General features: G+C 63.4%; 18 protein-coding genes and 1 tRNA gene. 11 read left to right on the top strand and 8 right to left on the bottom strand.

From position 1 onward, the window contains the following. Window positions 1–36 precede the first annotated feature (36 nt). The 4 genes from pgk to tkt form a co-directional block, all read right to left on the bottom strand. Window positions 37–1239, bottom strand: coding sequence for a phosphoglycerate kinase (gene pgk / locus X757_RS142005; RefSeq protein WP_023727301.1), 1203 nt, complete (start codon window positions 1237–1239; stop codon window positions 37–39). A gap of 145 nt (window positions 1240–1384) precedes the next feature. After that, window positions 1385–3271: a potassium/proton antiporter gene (locus X757_RS142010; protein WP_023727300.1), complete on the bottom strand. Its 1887-nt coding sequence runs from the start codon at window positions 3269–3271 to the stop codon at window positions 1385–1387. Between the two features lie 206 nt (window positions 3272–3477). Beyond that, complete coding sequence (gene gap, locus X757_RS142015; protein ID WP_023683984.1) at window positions 3478–4488, bottom strand: type I glyceraldehyde-3-phosphate dehydrogenase; 1011 nt, start codon at window positions 4486–4488, stop codon at window positions 3478–3480. A 155-nt stretch (window positions 4489–4643) separates the two neighbouring features. Continuing rightward, window positions 4644–6635, bottom strand: coding sequence for a transketolase (gene tkt / locus X757_RS142020; RefSeq protein WP_023727299.1), 1992 nt, complete (start codon window positions 6633–6635; stop codon window positions 4644–4646). Between the two features lie 273 nt (window positions 6636–6908). Here tkt and X757_RS142025 point away from each other — a divergent pair, with 273 nt between their 5' ends. The 4 genes from X757_RS142025 to X757_RS142040 all read left to right on the top strand — a co-directional run bounded on the left by X757_RS142025 (window position 6909) and on the right by X757_RS142040 (window position 9427). Further along, complete coding sequence (locus tag X757_RS142025) at window positions 6909–7181, top strand: DUF4164 domain-containing protein (protein ID WP_023670128.1); 273 nt, start codon at window positions 6909–6911, stop codon at window positions 7179–7181. 12 nt (window positions 7182–7193) lie between these two features. Next, window positions 7194–7559, top strand: coding sequence for a cell division protein ZapA (locus X757_RS142030; protein WP_023670127.1), 366 nt, complete (start codon window positions 7194–7196; stop codon window positions 7557–7559). 190 nt (window positions 7560–7749) lie between these two features. Next, a complete protein-coding gene (locus X757_RS142035) occupies window positions 7750–8409 on the top strand; it encodes a peroxiredoxin (RefSeq protein ID WP_023727298.1) in 660 nt (219 codons plus the stop codon). Window positions 8410–8554: 145 nt separating this feature from the next. Next, window positions 8555–9427 carry an MBL fold metallo-hydrolase gene (locus tag X757_RS142040; protein ID WP_023727297.1) on the top strand — a complete coding sequence of 291 codons (873 nt, stop codon included), beginning with the start codon at window positions 8555–8557 and terminating at the stop codon, window positions 9425–9427. 150 nt (window positions 9428–9577) lie between these two features. Here X757_RS142040 and rpoH read toward each other — a convergent pair whose 3' ends face one another. Continuing rightward, window positions 9578–10489 carry an RNA polymerase sigma factor RpoH gene (gene rpoH, locus X757_RS142045; protein WP_023670124.1) on the bottom strand — a complete coding sequence of 304 codons (912 nt, stop codon included), beginning with the start codon at window positions 10487–10489 and terminating at the stop codon, window positions 9578–9580. A gap of 235 nt (window positions 10490–10724) precedes the next feature. Further along, window positions 10725–11783 (bottom strand): RluA family pseudouridine synthase, encoded by a 1059-nt coding sequence (locus X757_RS142050; RefSeq protein WP_023727296.1) that lies wholly within the window; start codon window positions 11781–11783, stop codon window positions 10725–10727. A gap of 26 nt (window positions 11784–11809) precedes the next feature. On the opposite strand from X757_RS142050, the gene X757_RS142055 reads away from it, so the two are divergent. The 6 genes from X757_RS142055 (at window position 11810) to X757_RS1000000168160 (ending at window position 15236) form a co-directional block, all read left to right on the top strand. Then, window positions 11810–12190 carry a hypothetical protein gene (locus X757_RS142055; protein WP_023690093.1) on the top strand — a complete coding sequence of 127 codons (381 nt, stop codon included), beginning with the start codon at window positions 11810–11812 and terminating at the stop codon, window positions 12188–12190. Between the two features lie 13 nt (window positions 12191–12203). Further along, window positions 12204–12611, top strand: coding sequence for a VOC family protein (locus X757_RS142060; protein ID WP_023727295.1), 408 nt, complete (start codon window positions 12204–12206; stop codon window positions 12609–12611). Between the two features lie 92 nt (window positions 12612–12703). Beyond that, a tRNA-Glu gene (locus X757_RS142065) sits at window positions 12704–12778 on the top strand. Window positions 12779–13371: 593 nt separating this feature from the next. Continuing rightward, the gene (locus X757_RS142070; protein WP_023727294.1) at window positions 13372–14019 is read left to right on the top strand and encodes a VOC family protein; all 648 of its coding nucleotides are present in this window, start codon (window positions 13372–13374) and stop codon (window positions 14017–14019) included. Window positions 14020–14044: 25 nt separating this feature from the next. Continuing rightward, a complete protein-coding gene (locus X757_RS142075; protein WP_023696433.1) occupies window positions 14045–14920 on the top strand; it encodes a glutathione S-transferase family protein in 876 nt (291 codons plus the stop codon). A gap of 55 nt (window positions 14921–14975) precedes the next feature. Beyond that, window positions 14976–15236, top strand: coding sequence for a hypothetical protein (locus tag X757_RS1000000168160; protein ID WP_032887139.1), 261 nt, complete (start codon window positions 14976–14978; stop codon window positions 15234–15236). A 135-nt stretch (window positions 15237–15371) separates the two neighbouring features. Here the strand turns inward: X757_RS1000000168160 and X757_RS142080 are convergent, their stop codons facing one another. Then, the gene (locus X757_RS142080; RefSeq protein WP_023696431.1) at window positions 15372–15587 is read right to left on the bottom strand and encodes a hypothetical protein; all 216 of its coding nucleotides are present in this window, start codon (window positions 15585–15587) and stop codon (window positions 15372–15374) included. Window positions 15588–16119: 532 nt separating this feature from the next. On the opposite strand from X757_RS142080, the gene X757_RS1000000165865 reads away from it, so the two are divergent. Then, window positions 16120–16788 carry a DUF2865 domain-containing protein gene (locus X757_RS1000000165865; protein ID WP_245275103.1) on the top strand — a complete coding sequence of 223 codons (669 nt, stop codon included), beginning with the start codon at window positions 16120–16122 and terminating at the stop codon, window positions 16786–16788. A gap of 118 nt (window positions 16789–16906) precedes the next feature. Here X757_RS1000000165865 and X757_RS142085 read toward each other — a convergent pair whose 3' ends face one another. Then, window positions 16907–17263: a hypothetical protein gene (locus X757_RS142085; protein ID WP_023693676.1), complete on the bottom strand. Its 357-nt coding sequence runs from the start codon at window positions 17261–17263 to the stop codon at window positions 16907–16909. Between the last annotated feature and the right edge of the window lie 149 nt (window positions 17264–17412).

Here is a 17412-nt window from a genome sequence, read left to right as displayed (position 1 = left end):
AAGTTTCCAGCGCCTCGTTTGACGCCCTCGTCCCGATCAGGCCTGCTTCTTCAGGACGTCGACGCCGGGCAGCGGCTTGCCTTCCATCCATTCCAGGAAAGCGCCACCGGCGGTCGAGACATAGGTGAAGTCGTCGGCGACGCCGGCATGGTTGAGGGCGGCCACCGTGTCGCCGCCACCGGCGACCGAGACCAGCTTGCCGGCCCTGGTGCGGGCCGCCGCGTGCCTGGCCGCCGCCACCGTGGCGTGGTCGAAAGGCTCGATCTCGAAGGCGCCGAGCGGGCCGTTCCAGACCAGCGTCGCGGCGCGGTCGATCCATTCACCGATCGTCTTCACGGTCTTTTCGCCGACATCGAGGATCATGCCGTCAGCCGGGACATCCGAAATGGCAACGGTCTCGCTGGCGGCACCCGCCTTGAATTCCTTGGCGACGACACCGTCGACAGGCAGGATGATGGCGCAGCCGGCTTCGGCGGCCTCGATCATGATCTGCTTGGCGGTCGCGGCAAGGTCATGCTCGCACAGCGACTTGCCGACAGCGGTGCCACGCGCGGCGAGAAAAGTGTTGGCCATGCCGCCGCCGATCACCAGCGCGTCGACCTTCTTCACCAGGTTCATCAACAAGTCGATCTTGGTCGACACCTTGGCGCCGCCGACAATGGCGACGACAGGGCGGACCGGATTGCCGAGCCCCTTCTCCAGCGCCTCGAGCTCGGCCTGCATGGTGCGGCCGGCATAGGACGGCAACAGCCGCGCCAGGCCTTCGGTCGAGGAGTGCGCCCGGTGAGCGGCGGAAAAGGCGTCGTTGACGAAGATATCGCCATTGGCGGCGAGCCGCTCTGTAAAGGCCGGGTCGTTCTTCTCCTCGGTCTTGTGGAAGCGGGTGTTTTCCAGCAGCAGCACATCGCCCTTGTTCATGGCGGCGACCGCACTGCCCGCCGTGTCGCCGACGCAGTCGCCGGCAAAGCCGACGGGGCGGCCAAGCACCTCCGCGGCAGCCTTGGCGATCGGCTCCAGCGAGAATTCGGGCGAGGGACCATTCTTCGGGCGGCCGAAATGCGCGAGCAGGATGACCTTGGCGCCCTTGCCGGACAGCTCGGCGATGGTCGGCGCGATGCGTTCGATGCGGGTGGCGTCGGTGACCTTGCCGTCGGCGACGGGCACGTTGAGGTCGACGCGCACCAGCACGCGCTTGCCGCTGATATTGCCGATATCGTCGAGTGTCTTGAAGGCGGCCATGCGGGTTCCTTTCCGTGGAAAATCGCCGGGACCATACCTCGCATCGATGACGATGCAAGGCTTGAGCCGGGGTGCGAGCTAAATTTTGAGATCAAGGCGAAGGCTGTCGTGATGATGCGGGACGTCAGCGTGAACCGATCGCTTGTCAGCCTTCGGTCGTTATCTTTTCCGCCGTCGGCTCAAGGGCCTTCTCATTGGCTGTCGCCTCTGCATTCTGCGTCTCGGTCGGCTTGCGCCAGTTGCGGATGAAGGCGGAGACACGATCGCCGATCTCGCCGGCGCTCAGGAACACCGGAACCCGCGCCACCGGCGCGGTCGGCTCGAAGGAGAGGCCGAGACCGGTGATCTTGCCCTTGTCGTCGACGTCGCGGACGATCAATTCGATCGGGCCGATCAGCACCCGGTCGGCATATTCGGCATGGCCGCCAAGCCTTGCCGTCACCAGCGCGCCGACGGTGAGCTTCTGCTCGGCTTCGCTCAATCCCGGTGTGTATGCGGCCTCGAGCTCTGCGGCCGAGCGGGCGGGATCGACGGCGAAGGCGCCGAAGAAGTCGGCATCCTCGGGGTCGACTACGGCGCGGCTGGCAAACAGCTTGTCAAGCAGGCGCGGATAGCGGTCGGGCACGAAGATGTAAACCTGGTCGCCGGCCGCGAGCCGGCCCATGTCCTGGAAACGCATCGAGCGGCCGTCGCGCAGCACCAACGAGGGCCGTGCCCAGCGCGGGATACGCTCGCCGCGCGCCACCGGGCTGCCGGGCGCCACGCGGTAGGCGAGCAGTTCGTGATGGGCGGAGCCCGGCAGTTCGAGTTCGACCTTGTCGAGCGGCCCGAGCCTCGCCGGCACGATCAGGCCGAGCCGGCGCGCCAGCGGACCGACCGACCAGCCCTGCACCACCAGCGATACCAGCACGATGATGAAGGCGACGTTGAAGATGGTGCGGCCGTTCTCCAGTCCGCCGAGCAGCGGGGTGATGGCAAGCAGGATGGACACGGCGCCGCGCAGGCCGACCCAGGAGACGAAGGCGATCTCGGGACGCGGCAGGCGGAACGGGATCAGGCAGAGCCAGACGGCGACAGGGCGCGCGACAAACATCAGGAATAGGCCGAGCAGCACCGCCGGCACCATGATCGCCGGAAACTGCGAGGGTGTCGCGAACAGGCCGAGGATCAGGAACATGATGATCTGTGCCAGCCACGACATGCCGTCCTGGAAGCGCTTCAGGATGGTGACGGCGCGGATGTCGGAGTTGCCGGCAATGAGCCCGGCGAGATAGACCGCCAGGAAGCCCGAGCCGCCAATGGCGCCGGCCGCGGCGAACACCATCAGTGACAGGGTCAGCACGAAGATCGGCAGCAAGCCATGGTCAAGGTTGAGCCGGTCGACGAGGCGCACGATGCCGAGCCCGCCAAGCACGCCGACGACGGCGCCGAGCCCCATATTGAGCAGGAAGCCGAGGATCAGGTCGGTGACCAGCACATGGGTCTCCGGATTGGCGTGGGCGGCGATGATCTCGACCAGCGTGATGGTCAGGAAGATGGCGATCGGGTCGTTGGTGCCGGATTCGACTTCCAGTGTCGCGCGCACGCGTTCGCGCAGATTGATCTCGCCGGCGCGTAGCAGGAAGAAGACGGCCGCCGCATCGGTCGAGGCGACCGCGGCGCCGAGCAGGAAGGATTCCAGCCAGCTGAGGTCGAGCAGGTAATAGGCGGCGGCGCCGAACAGGCCAGTGGTCAGGATTACGCCGAAGGTCGCCAGCGACACCGCCGGTCCGGCCGCCTGGCGCAGCGCGTTGAGCGGCGTGCCGAAACCGGAATCGAACAGGATGACCGCCAGCGCCAGCGAGCCGGCAAAATATGCCACGCGCGCATTGTCGAATTCGATGCCGAGACCATCGACGCCGCTGGCGAGGCCGATGCAGAGGAAGAGCAGCAGCAACGGGGCGCCGAAGCGGAAGGCGATCAGGCTCGAGAACGCTGCGGCGACGACTAGCGCTGTGCCGACCAGCGTGACGAGATAGATCGCATGCTCCATCCGTGATTTGCCCCTCGAATTCCTCTTTCTACCGATTCACGGGAGAGTGGGGCGAAGGCATGGCCGGTGCAAGGCGCAAGGATGGCTTTTTGCCTTAGGCCGCTGATTTTCCGGCGTTTGGCGGCTCGGCGCGCCTTGCCCGGCGCGCTGACGAAAAACGCCCGGGCACAGCCGGGCGTTCGAAGCTGCGAGACGATGCCTTCAGATCAGGCGATGGTCTTGCCAAAGGCGACCGAGGTGTCGGCCATGCGGTTGGAGAAGCCCCACTCATTGTCGTACCAGGACAGCACCGAAACGAAGTTGCCGTCCATGACCTTGGTCTGGTCGAGCGCCAGGATCGACGAGCGCGGATCGTGGTTAAAGTCGATCGACACATTCGGATGATGGGTGACGCCGAGAATGCCCTTCAGCTTGCCGTTGGAGGCAGCGATCACCGCTTCGTTTATCTCCTGCACGGTGGTGGCGCGCTTGGCGATGAACTTGAAGTCGACGACCGAGACGTTGGGGGTCGGCACGCGGATCGAGATGCCGTCGAGCTTGCCCTTGAGGTCGGGCAGCACCAGGCCGATCGCCTTGGCCGCACCGGTCGAGGTCGGGATCTGCGACAGGGCAGCCGCGCGGCCGCGGTAGAGATCCTTGTGCATGGTGTCCAGCGTCGGCTGGTCGCCGGTGTAGGAGTGGATCGTCGTCATCATGCCCTTTTCGATGCCGACGGTCTCGTGCAGCACTGCGGCGAGCGGCGCCAGGCAGTTGGTGGTGCAGGACGCATTCGAAATGACGATGTGGTCCTTGGTCAGCTTGTCGTGGTTGATGCCGTAGACGACGGTGAGGTCAGCACCTTCGGCAGGCGCGGAGACGACGACGCGCTTGGCGCCGGCGGTCAAATGCGCGGCAGCCTTGTCGCGGGCGGTGAAGATGCCGGTGCATTCGAGCGCGATGTCGATGCCGAGCTCCTTCCACGGCAGCTGCGCCGGGTCCTTGATCGCGGTGACCTTGAAGGTCTCCTTGCCGACGGTGATCTGGTCGCCCGAGACCGACACTTCGTGCGGGAAGCGGCCGTGCACGCTGTCATAGCGCAGCAGATGCGCGTTGGTCTCGACCGGGCCGAGGTCGTTGACGGCGACGACGTCGATGTCCTTGCGGCCGGATTCATGGATGGCGCGCAGGATGTTGCGGCCGATGCGGCCAAATCCGTTGATGGCAACTCTGACGGTCATTTTACTCTCCCTGGGAGCTGGAGGCGGCAGATGGGTCCGCAGCTTCATAGCGGCGGATGGCACAAGAATCCAGCCGCAGAAGGCCGAACTTAAATCGATTAGGTTGGTCCAGCCCCGCGAATCCGCCTTGGAGGTGCGCGGGACTGACCCTGATCTTACTTGCCGTGCAGGCGGGCTTCCGCCGCCTTGGCCGCGGCTTCGGCGGTGATGCCGAAATGCGGGTAGAGCTGCTCGATGGTGCCGGAAGCGCCGAAGCCGGTCATGCCGATGAAGATGCCGTCGGAGCCGATCAGGTGATCCCAGCCCTGACGGATGCCGGCCTCGATCGCCATCTTGATCGGCGCGTTGCCGATCGTCTCCTTGCGATAGGCGTCGCTCTGCTGGTCGAACAGTTCGAAGCAAGGCACCGAGACGACGCGGGTCGGGTGCCCATGCTTTTCAAGCAAATCACGGGCGCCGAGCGCGATCTCGACCTCGGAGCCGGTGGCGAAGATCGTCACCGCCGCTTCGCCGCTCGCCGCGGCCAGTTCATAGGCGCCCTGGCTCGAGAGGTTCCTGGCCGAGTGCTCGGTGCGCACCGTCGGCAGGTTCTGGCGGGTCAGCGCCAGGGTGGACGGGGTCTTTTCCGATTCAATGGCAATCTGCCAGCATTCGGCGGTTTCCACCGCGTCGGCCGGACGGAAGACATTGTGGTTGGGGATGGCGCGGAGCGCCGCCAGGTGCTCGACCGGCTGGTGGGTCGGGCCGTCTTCGCCCAAACCGATCGAATCATGGGTCATGACGAAGATCGAGCGGATGCCCATCAGCGACGCCAGCCGCATCGACGGACGGGCATAGTCAGAGAAGCACATGAAGGTGCCACCGTAGGCGATGAGGCCGCCATGCAGCGTCAGGCCGTTGAGGGCGGCCGCCATGCCATGCTCGCGGATGCCGTAGTGGACATAGCGCTGGCCGTAATCGTCCGGCGTGATGTTCTTGGTCTGGCTGGTCTTGGTGTTGTTGGAGCCGGTGAGGTCGGCAGAGCCGCCGATGGTTTCCGGCACCGCGCCATTGATGACTTCCAGCGCCATTTCCGACGATTTGCGGGTGGCGACCTTCGGCTTGTCGGCCGACAGCTTCTTCTTGTAGTCGGCAAGGACGGCATCGAAATTCGACGGCAGCTTGCCGGCGAGGCGGCGCTCGAACTCGGCCTTCAACTCAGGCTTGGCCTTGGCCAGGCGGCCTTCCCAGTCGGTGCGCGGCTTGACGCCGGCCTTGCCGGCGGTGCGCCAGGCGTCGAGGATGTCGGCCGGAATTTCGAAGGGCGGCGAGTCCCAGTTGAAGAATTTCCGCGCGCCTGCGATCTCGTCGGCGCCGAGCGGCGAACCGTGCGCCTTGTTGGTGCCGGCCTTGGTCGGGGCGCCGAAGCCGATGGTCGTCTTGCAGGCGATCATCGTCGGCTTGTCGGAATGGCGGGCGGCTTCGATGGCGTAGGCGATCGCCTCGGGGTCGGTGCCGTCAATGTGGCTGGCGTTCCAGCCCGAGGCCTGGAAGCGGGCGACCTGGTCGGTGTTGTCTGCAAGCGAAACCGGACCGTCGATCGAGATGTTGTTGTTGTCCCAGAAGACGATCAGCTTGTTGAGCTTGAGGTGGCCGGCCAGCGCGATGGCTTCCTGGGAAACACCTTCCATCAGGCAGCCGTCGCCGGCCAGCACATAGGTGTAGTGGTCGACGAGGTCGTTGCCGAAGGCGGCGTTCATGATGCGCTCGCCGAGCGCGAAGCCGACCGAATTGGCGAGACCCTGGCCGAGCGGGCCGGTCGTCGTCTCGATGCCGGTGGCATGGCCGTATTCGGGATGGCCGGCAGTCTTGGAACCCAGCTGGCGGAAATGCTTGATCTGGTCGAGGGTCATGTCCTCGTAACCGGTCAGATGCAGCAGCGAGTAGAGCAGCATCGAACCATGGCCGGCCGACAGGATGAAGCGGTCGCGGTCCGGCCAATGGGGGTTCTTCGGATCATATTTCAGAAAGCGGGTGAACAGCACTGTGGCGATGTCGGCGCAGCCCATGGGCAGGCCGGGATGGCCGGACTGGGACTTCTCGACGGCGTCCATGGAGAGAAAACGGATCGCATTGGCCATCCGGTCATGTTGTTCACGCGACGTCATGGTACCTCCGGGGTGGGGATTTGTGGGCTTGGCAGAGCCCAGGAAAGAGTGCGCGACACATAGCAGCCACGGGCTTTTAGTCAACAAATCGGCTGCACATTTGCCGGTCTTGTGATGGCTTTGAGACCTTATGGGGCGACCTACATTAGCGTTAACGGGGGACAGTCGCGAGAGCTTTGTTGACGTTGCCTTCACCCGGTGCCTAATGTTTCCTTGTTAACGCGTTCTGAACGCGAAGCGATTCGGTGATGGGCAGGGCACAGGACGAAGGCCATGACCGGCGAAACCACACTCAAGGAAGTCATCCACAGGCTGGGCAAGGCCATCGAGGGGCTGGAAAACGCCGTCGCGGCCAAGCTCGAGCACGAGCGCGACTATTCCGAAGCCGAGGCTGAGGTGCAGCGCATGAACGCCGACCGTTCACGGCTGGCGCAGGAACTCGACAATTCCGAAGCCCGCGCCGAACGGCTGGAAGATGCCAACAAGGAAGTTTCGCGCCGCCTGGTGACCGCTATGGAAACCATCCGCGCGGTGCTGGACAGGTAGGAGCTGCAGGCCATGGCACAGGTCACGGTTTCCATCGACGGCAAGCAGTATCGCATGGCTTGCGACGAGGGTCAGGAAGAGCACCTGATCGACCTCGCCGAGCGGTTCGACCGTTATGTCTCGCATCTGAAGGATTCGTTCGGCGAGATCGGCGACCAGCGGCTGACGGTGATGGCCGGCATCATGGTGATGGACGAGCTTTCGGAGCTGCAGAAGCGGGTCAAGGGCATGGAGACCGAAGTGCAGACGCTGCGCAAGACGCGCGACGAAGCGCTGACCAAGGCCGACAAGAACGACACCGTGCTGACCAGCGCGCTCGGCGCGCTCGCCCAGCGCATGGAAGACCTGGCCACGTCGCTGGCGGTCAACAAGGCCTGAGCCTTCCCCGCACAAACGAAAGATTGTCGGCCCAACGTCGGTCCGTAGAACGAAAGTGCTCGTTCCGTCGCCAATAATAGTTTCCTATTGTCCTGCAGCCGCGATTTTTGCGCTAAGATGCGGGAATGCCGGAGCGTTGACGCCGTCCACGGCCGCTCCTGACGAAATCTGTTGCTGGGGAAATAATGCCATGAGCCTTCGTATCAACGACATCGCGCCTGACTTCACCGCCGAGACCACGCAAGGGCCGATCAAGTTTCATGACTGGATCGGCGACGGCTGGGCGATCCTGTTCAGCCATCCGAAGAATTTCACCCCGGTCTGCACCACCGAGCTGGGCACGATGGCGGGGCTCGAAGGCGAGTTCAAGAAGCGCAACGTCAAGGTCATCGGCATTTCCGTCGATCCCGTTGCGAGCCACGACAAGTGGCAGGCCGACATCAAGACGGCGACCGGCCAGACGGTGAACTACCCGCTGATCGGCGACAAGGACCTCAAGGTGGCCAAGCTTTATGACATGCTGCCGGCGGGCGCCGGCGAGACGTCGGAAGGCCGCACGCCGGCCGACAACGCCACGGTGCGCTCGGTCTATGTCGTCGGGCCGGACAAGAAGATCAAGCTGGTGCTGACTTACCCAATGACGACGGGCCGCAACTTCGACGAGATCCTGCGCGCGGTCGATTCCATGCAGCTGACCGCCAAGCACCAGGTGGCGACGCCGGCCAACTGGAAGCAGGGCGAGGATGTGATCATCACCGCCGCGGTTTCGAACGAAGATGCGGTCAAGCGTTTTGGCGCTTTCGAGACGATCCTGCCCTATCTCAGGAAGACCAAGCAGCCGTCAGCCTAGGTTGTCTCCGTCGGAGCTATTTGGGGCTTCAGTCCTATTTGTGGCAAGGCGTGCTTGACCGGCGCGCTTTGCCAGATGACCATGCTCTTGTTCAACCCGACGGAGAAAACGGTTCCTGTCGGGCAAGGGGCAGGGGGGCCGGACATTGGACATCGCTTCGGCCAAACCTGAGGTCGCCGGCTTCTACGACAAGCCGACCGGCGCCATCCAGTATGTCGTCACCGACCCGGTGACGAGACGCTGCGCCGTCATCGACCCGATCCTCGATTTCGACGAAAAATCCGGCGCGACGGCGACGAAGAATGCCGACGCCTTGCTGGATTTCATCCGCGAAAACGGGCTGGAGCTCGAGTGGATCCTGGACACCCATCCGCATGCCGATCATTTCTCGGCGGCGCACTATCTCCGGGAAAAGACCGGCGCGCCGACGGCGATCGGCGACAGGATCATCGAAGTCCAGGCGCTGTGGAAGGCGATCTACAACTGGCCGGATTTCCCCGCAGACGGCTCGCAGTGGGACCGGCTGTTTGGGGAAGGCGAAACGTTCATGATCGGCAACCTGCCGGTCAAGGTGCTGTTCTCGCCCGGCCACACGCTCGCCTCGATCACCTATGTCATCGGCGACGCCGCCTTCGTCCACGACACGCTGTTCATGCCCGACAGCGGCTCGGCAAGGACGGACTTTCCCGGCGGCAGTGCCGCGCGGCTGTGGCATTCGATCCAGGGCGTTCTGGCGCTGCCGGACGAAACGCGGGTGTTTGTCGGCCACGACTATCAGGCCGGCGGCCGCGAGCCGTGCTGGGAGAGCACGGTCGCCGAGCAGAGGGCAAAGAATATCCACCTCGTTGTGGCGCGCAGCGAAGCCGAGTTCGTCGCCTTGCGCGAAGCGCGCGACAAGACACTGCCGATGCCGCGGCTGATCCTGCATGCGCTGCAGGTCAACATGAATGGTGGACGGCTGCCGGAACCGGAGGCCAATGGGAGGCGGTATCTGAAGTTTCCGCTTGATGGGCTTTGAGAGGGCAGTTGGCAGCTGCCGATCTCCCCCGCAAGGGGGGAGATTGGATGTCAAGAATGCTTTCGCCAATCGCCAGCGTAAGCGTAAGACATAAAAAAAGGCGGCGCCGGTTTCCCGACGCCGCCTTCTGTTCCTTAGCCGAACCCGGCTTTACGCCGCGGGCTGCGCCTCGATCGTGCGCAGCGCCTGCATCTGGCGCTTGGCGGCGGCCTTGACCGCGTCCTGCACCTTCTCGAAGGCGCGCACCTCGATCTGGCGCACGCGCTCGCGGCTGATGTCGAACTCGGACGACAGCTCTTCCAGCGTCAGTGGCTCCTCGGCGAGGCGGCGGGCCTCGAAGATGCGCCGCTCACGATCGTTGAGCACGGCCAGAGCGCCCGACAGCATGCCGCGGCGGTTTTCCAGCTCGTCCTGCTCGATCAGCATGTCTTCCTGGCTTTCGTGGTCATCGACCAGCCAGTCCTGCCATTCGCCGGATTCACCCTCGCTGGCGCGGATCGGCGCGTTCAGCGACGCGTCGCCCGACAAGCGGCGGTTCATCGACACGACTTCGGCTTCCGACACGTTCAGCCGGGTGGCGATCTCGGTGATCTGGTCGGGCTTGAGGTCGCCATCGTCCAGCGCCTGGATCTTGCCCTTCACCTTGCGCAGGTTGAAGAACAGGCGCTTCTGATTGGCGGTCGTGCCCATCTTGACCAGGCTCCACGAGCGCAGGATGTACTCCTGGATCGAGGCCTTGATCCACCACATGGCGTAGGTCGCGAGGCGGAAGCCACGCTCGGGTTCGAATTTCTTGACGGCCTGCATCAGGCCGACATTGCCTTCCGAGATCACTTCGCCGATCGGCAGGCCGTAGCCGCGATAGCCCATGGCGATCTTGGCAACGAGCCGGAGGTGGCTGGTGACGAGCTTGTGCGCAGCGCTGGTGTCTTCATGCTCGGCGTAACGCTTGGCGAGCATGTACTCTTCCTGCGGCTGAAGCATGGGAAAGCGGCGGATTTCTTCCAGGTAGCGGCTGAGGCCGCCTTCGCCGGAAACAATACTGGGTAGTGACTGGGCCATGATTGCGCCCCCTCTCTATTGGAGTGATGCCCCCGAAACGCGGCGGACATGTGACGCGAGCACCAAAAGGCTCGCCCGCGACAACTGATTTATATAGGGACAAAACCAGAAAAGACATGCATTTGTTCAACACGAAACAGTGTGTCACGCTGAAGTGAACAATGCCGCTCAGGTTTTAGCTGGCTTGTTTAGACGCAATTCCGGACGGAAAACCGTTTCACACTTTTCCTGGAATTCAGAGTTTGCGAAAGCCGCCGACGAGTTCCTCCATGTCCCCCGGTATCGGCGCCTCGAACCTCATCGATAAATGGGTAGCCGGGTGCCGAAATGCAAGGAGCCAGGCATGCAAAGCCTGCCTGGAAAATGCCTTGACCTGACCTTTCAGCAGTTCAGGCAGCCGGTTGGCCTTGGTGCGGAAGGCCTGGCCGTAATCGGGGTCACCGATGACGGGATGGCCGATATGGGCCATGTGGACGCGGATCTGGTGGGTGCGGCCGGTTTCCAGCCGGCATTCGACCAGGCTGGCGGTGGCGAACGCCTGCTGGCCCTCGCCGAAACGCTCCTTGACGGTGAAATTGGTCACGGCGTGGCGGGCGTCGTCACGGCCTTCCGGCACGACGGCGCGGCGCACGCGGTCGGCGGCACGGCCAAGCGGCGCGTCGACCGTTCCGGTCGGCCGCGACGGGATTCCCCAGACCAGCGCCAAATAAGCACGTTCGAGGTCGCCGGTGCGGCCGTGGTCGGCAAAGGCCTCCGACAGCGCCTTGTGGGCGCGGTCGGTCTTGGCCACCACCATGACGCCGCTGGTTTCCTTGTCCAGCCGATGGACGATGCCCGGCCGCCTGACGCCGCCAATGCCTGAAAGACTGTCGCCGCAGTGGTGGATCAGGGCATTGACCAGCGTGCCGGTCCAGTTGCCGGCGCCGGGATGGACGACGAGGCCGGCCGGCTTGTTGATGACGATCAGCTCGTCGTCCTCATAAAGCACGTCGAGCGCGATGGGCTCGCCTTGCGGTTCGGCCGGTTCCGGCTCGGGCATGACGACCGATACGCGCTCGCCGGCACTCATTTTGCGCTTGGTCTCGTCGACCGGCTTGCCGTCGATCGAAACGGCACCTTGCCGGATCAGCATCTGCACCCGGCTGCGCGACATGTCAGGCCCGAGGGCGCTCGCCAGCCACTGGTCGAGGCGCTGGCCGGCCGCTTCCGCGCCGGCTTCGAGCACGGTCGGCGCCGCCTCTATGAATTGTCCAGCCTCTATCAATTCAGGGGTCTCTTCGCTATGAGCGCTCATCGAAAAAAGTTCCGGAAAGTTCTGCCATGGCCCGGCCCGTTGCCGATGAAGAAGAAAAGCCGCTCGATCCCGAGATCGAAAAGGTGCGCGGCAGGCTCATCCGTTTCATGGCCATCAATCTCGGCCTGCTTTTGCTGGCCCTTATGGTGGTGATCGCGGCCATTGTCTACAAATCGCGCAAAGCGCCGCCCGCGAACCCGCCGCTCGCCAACGACATTCCAGTTCCGCCCGGCGAGCCGCTCGCGGCCGACATAGTGCTCCCGGTCGGAGCCAAGGTGATCAGCCAGGCTCTGTCGGGCAATCGCATTTCGATCGACGCCGAGCTCAGCGACGGCAGCCGCACCATCTTCGTCTACGACATCGCCGAGCGCCGTATCATCGGTCGCTTCGCCATCCGCAACAAATGAGCGGGCCGAAACAATGACCGGGTTTGCCGACCATCGCCGCATAGCAACCGTTACGCTCGTCGTCGCCGATTATGACGAGGCGATTGCCTGGTATGTCGGCAAGCTTGGCTTTGCGCTCTGCGACGACATCGAGCTCGGTGACGGCAAGCGCTGGGTGACGGTGGCGCCGGCGGTCGGGCAAGGGCCCCGGCTGCTTCTGGCGGAAGCGTTGGACGATGTGCAGAAGAGCCGCGTCGGCGACCAGACCGGAGGCCGCGTGGTTTTGTTTCTCGAAACCGATGATTTTGCCAGGGACCATGCGACGATGCTGGAAAACGGCGTCGACTTCCACGAAACGCCACGCCATGAGCCGTACGGGACTGTGGCGGTGTTCGCCGATCTCTACGGCAATCTGTGGGACCTGATCGAGCCGAAACGCTAGGTTCGCGAAGCGACATTACACAGAAGCGGTCCGGCCGTTCGAAGCCCAGTTGCTTTTTCCAAACCGTCAGCCTATATCGCCGGTTCTTGAACGCGCCCATCGTCTAGCGGTCAGGACACCGCCCTCTCACGGCGGGAACAGGGGTTCGATTCCCCTTGGGCGTACCAAGCAACGACTTTCCTTCCGCATCATCGAAAATTTCGGGCAGCAGCCGCGCGGATCGCGTGTGACCGCGAGGGTCGGCGGCATCAGCGAAATTCGGCAAGTCCGCGTACCCGAATACACCCAATTTAAGTCAGGCCGCGACGCTTGAAAGCGTAGCGATCTCTGTTACTTGCGGTGCGGGGGTAGCATCTGCGGCAACGCGGATTTTTTTGGGCATAGCAGGCATGAATTCGGCAATAATGATATGCCCGTGCTGTCACGGCAGCGGGCAGGTTTTCGATTGCTTGAAATGGCGCGAGTCGAAAGGGCATTGCTGCCCGCAAGGCACGCACCGGGCCGGCTGTCCCGGGCAGACGATGGCATGCGCCGAATGCGCGGGCCTGGGAACGCTGGCGGAAGCCGATCTCAGAGCCGTTGCATAGCCTCAGGTCATGCAACTCAAGCCCCTTTCACCACCCAGCGCCGGCAGTCTCCGCGAGCTTCTGGCGCGGCGCTGCCAATTGCACTAGCATCATGTACGAAGCCTTGCCAAAGGGCTCGTTGCGGCGCGCAAGACGCCGGGGAACATAGGCGAGGGTCGGCGAGGAGGAGACCGATGCAGAAACTGCAGTCGCAGGGCGTCCATCACATCACCCTCGTCGGCGCCGGCCGCCAGACCTCGATCGATTTCTGGGAGGGCGTGCTCGGCATGCCGTTCATTTTCGAGCAGCCCAACCTCGACAAGCCAAGCGAAAGCCATCTTTATTTCGATCCCGGCGACGGCAGGCTGATCACCGTCTTCACCGACGAGAGCCGCACGCCGGTCAAGCGGCGCACGCCGACCGAACCGGGCTGCGTCCATCATATTGCGTTCTCGGTGTCGCGCGTGACCTTCCTGCAGGCGGTCGCTCGGCTCGATGAGCNCCATCATATTGCGTTCTCGGTGTCGCGCGTGACCTTCCTGCAGGCGGTCGCTCGGCTCGATGAGCGCGCCATCAAGCACAGCGGCGTCAAGGATCGCGGCTTCATGGATTCGATCTATTTCGAGGATCCGCTCGGCCTCTTGATCGAACTCGCCTCCTATCGCTTCGATCCGCCGGAAGGTTTCACCCATGCCGACGTGCTGATGCAGGCGCACAAGCTGCGCGTTGCGCGCGGCGACTACAACATCGCCGAAGTACACCTTGCCGACGCGATCCAGACGCTGGTCGAATGGTCGCGCGCGACCTTGTCAGACGACCGGACGCCGAAGAATCCATACTGACGGCCAGCAAAAGGGGAGGACCACAATGGCAAAGACAGTTAAGAGCGCTGGCAAACCAGCGGCCAAGCCAGCAGTAAAAGAGGCAGTGAAGCCGGCGGCAAAAGCGGCCGTAAAGGCCGCGCCGAAGGCTGCCGCAAAGCCGGCCGCCAAAACCGCGACGAGGCCGGCTGCCAGGAAATCCGCGCCGAAGGCCAAGGCGGCGAAAAAACCTGCGCTGAAGCTCTCGATGCTGAAGCCAAGCGTCAACAACATGACCGTTCGGGTGTTTGCCCGTGCAGCCGGGTTCGACGCCGCCGAGACCGACGCCTGGGGCCACACGCGGTCGCCGGAATATATGGCGCGCAATCCGGCGCATCTGACGCCGATGATCGAGGACAAGGGGCTGCCGCGCGGCGTGCTGTGGGAGAGCTGTGCCATCATGCAGTATCTCGCCAACAAGCACGGGCTGGAGAAATTCTATCCCAAGGCACCGGCCAAGCGGGCGATGGTCGACAGCGCCATGTTCTACCTGATCGGCACGCTCTACCCCTATGTGGCGCGCGCCACCTATCCGGCGCTGGGTTTCCCGCACTATGCCGGCGAGGTCGGCCATAGCGACGCTCATCCGGAGAAGAAGTCCGAGGCGCAGAAGGCCGCCATGGCGGCGATTGCCGAGCCGCTGGAGGTGTTTCACTCCTTCTTCAGGGACGGCAAGCCGTTCATCGGCGGCAAGCACCCGTCGATCGCCGACATACGCCTGGCATCGACGCTGGAGTTCCTGGCCGTCATCGACTATGCGCTGCCAAAATGGGCCAAGGAGTATGTCGCGGCGATGGAGAAGAAACTCGGCAAGGCCTATGCCGAGCCGGCCGGCGACGTGCGCGGCTACATCGCCTATGTGAAGTCGCAGGCCAGCGCGTAAAGCTAAGGATTCATTAACCAGAACGCTGTCTATTGAAGGCACCGCGCGACCACGGATGTACTGGCGCAAGGGTGAAGGGAAAGGTCGGCGCAATGCCGGCCTTTTGCTTTTCGCCGATGCGCCATCAGGCCCGTCTCATGCCGTAAAGTCTGACATCAGGATCAAGGTCGATGGCGATGCGGATACCAGGAAGTCGTTCGTCGACGCCGCAACCACTGCCCTGCAAAAGTGCCTGCCGTTGAGCTTCTCGCCGACGCTGGCGCAAGGCGTCGCGGGCAATGTCTTCACCGTGCAATTCGCTTCGCCCAAGCAGTAGGCGAGCGGGCGAGCGTTTCACCGTTTTCACAGAAACGGCGACCCCCTCTCTCGTTGTCTTGACGCAATTCCCAAGGGAAAGCGCTACGCGCTTTTCCCGGAAAAACGACTCACACTTTTCCTGAAGTTGCTCTGATCAGTTGTGCAGGCGTCTGATATCGACATGCCGCTGCAGTTCCGGCGTCTCGAAGACGTAGTCGGCCCAGGCGGATTCCGGAATCTGTCCGGCCAGATAGCATTCCAGCAACAGGCTCTGTTCGGGATCGAGCGCTCTCGGCGCCCGCTCATGGTCCAGCCCCAGCGAGTGGAACAGGTTCCTGGTCAGGCCAGAGACAGTGAAGTGAATAGACATCTTCGTCTCCTTTGCCCGACACAACGCGAGACACCGGAGAAAGGTTTCATCCGCAAGGGCCCGATAACGCGGGATCGATGATTGCGGGCGGCCTGGCTCGCCCGAGCCTGGCTTCGTCTCAGCTTGAAACAAAAGTGTAATAGCGAATTTACAGGAACCGGCATAATACACTCGGCATAAAATACCTGGCGGTTGCTGGCGTCTCTTGAATTAGACTTACCTCCCGCATTGAGGCTCAATCGGCTGGAGCGGCGATCGGCTCCACAGGGGTACAAGGAACCAGGTGTCGCCGATGATGCGTTTGTGGCAGTCGTGACCTTTGCACTGGTGTCGGTAGCGGCAAGCGTCCTCGGCATTTCGGCTTCCCTTGCCGATCCATGCGCCGCGCTCAGGAGCCAGCTGGCACCGTCCGGCCGCAGCGGCGGGATCAGCCCCGAGCTTGCGCAGCTGCGTCGCCAGCTTGCGGCGATCCAGGGGCTGGAGAGGCAACGTCGGTGCACGGCGCAAAGTGCGGTGGGGGCTTCTTCAATGCTTGCGCCGACCTCGCCAAAAGCCGCACACAGGTGCAACGCCAGATCGCGGCGCCGCGATTTCGCGCCGGGATGCGTCCGGACTGCAGGCCAGGCTCGTCGCGCTCGGCTGCACGCCCGCCGCCGGGCAACAAAGACAGCGTCCGGCTGGCGCCCTGATCGGCAGCAATTCGATGCTGTTTTGCGTTCGTCTCTCGGACGGCTATTTCTTCCCGGCGCCGAAATCGCAGTTCGTGCAAGGCGGCGATGTCAAGGAGATGGTCGATCAGTGCCGCTACATCTGCGACGATGCCGGCGTCGACCTGTACACGCTCAGTGATCCAAGCCTTGAAACCGAAGAGATGGTCGCGCTCAATACGCGCACATCCTACAAGGACCTGCCGACGGCCTTCAAATATCGCAATGATGCGAACTTCAGGGCCTGCGACCTCAAGCGCTATCACCGGCGCGTTGCCGAGCTGAGAGCGCGCACGGTGACGCCAGCCAATATGGCCAACGCGATCATTCCTTTGCCGTCAGCGAAGCCGGATCTTGGCACCGTGGCGCAACTTCCCCAGCCTGGCGCAGACGCTGCAGAGGCCAGGGGCGCCGCCCAGCGACAGTCGGCCGAGCCATTGGCCGGCTCGCGGCCGGTCAGGGTGGTCGGGCCGGCTTTCTTCCCGGCGGAGTAACCTGCGCCTAGAGCGTTTGTCCGTTTCACAGAAACGGCGAACCGCTCTATGTCTTTGTTTTACGCAATTCCGGACGGAAAACCGTTTCACACTTTTCCTGGAATTGCTCAAGTACCAGCTATTCGCAAACCATCCTGTAGCGTTTGCCGGGTTCGCTGACATTCTTGCAGGTGAGCGGATTGGCCGGTTCGGAAGCCATGCTGGGAGGGCTGGACCTGACGTGCCGCCTTGGCGCAGCTATTTGTGTTGTGTGCCTGCGTGCCGCGGGCCGGTAGGGCTCCTGCGGCGGCGGCGTCGGAAACACACCGGCTGCCGCCTGCATCCGGCTGGCCTCAGTCTGCGACGGATCGCGATCCCAGACCCGCCTGATATCGAGCGGCTTCGGGATCACCACCGTGCCGTCATAGCTGCGTGCGCAGCCGCTGCCCGCAAGCAGCGCCAGGCACAGGAAACAAGGCACGATCCAACCGGTCATCAGCAACACCCCCGCCGACTTATAGCCCGGCCGGGGTTCCGCCGACAACCGGCGGAATACCGCAGGGCAATGTGGCTCTGGCCGCAGTCTGGATGGTTATGGTTAGCGGATCATTAATGCTTCTCGGGCACATTCCGCCGGCGAACCGC

This window comes from Mesorhizobium sp. LSHC412B00, from assembly GCF_000503035.1.
Classification (GTDB): domain Bacteria; phylum Pseudomonadota; class Alphaproteobacteria; order Rhizobiales; family Rhizobiaceae; genus Mesorhizobium.
This window is presented reverse-complemented; position numbering and strand designations above follow the sequence as displayed.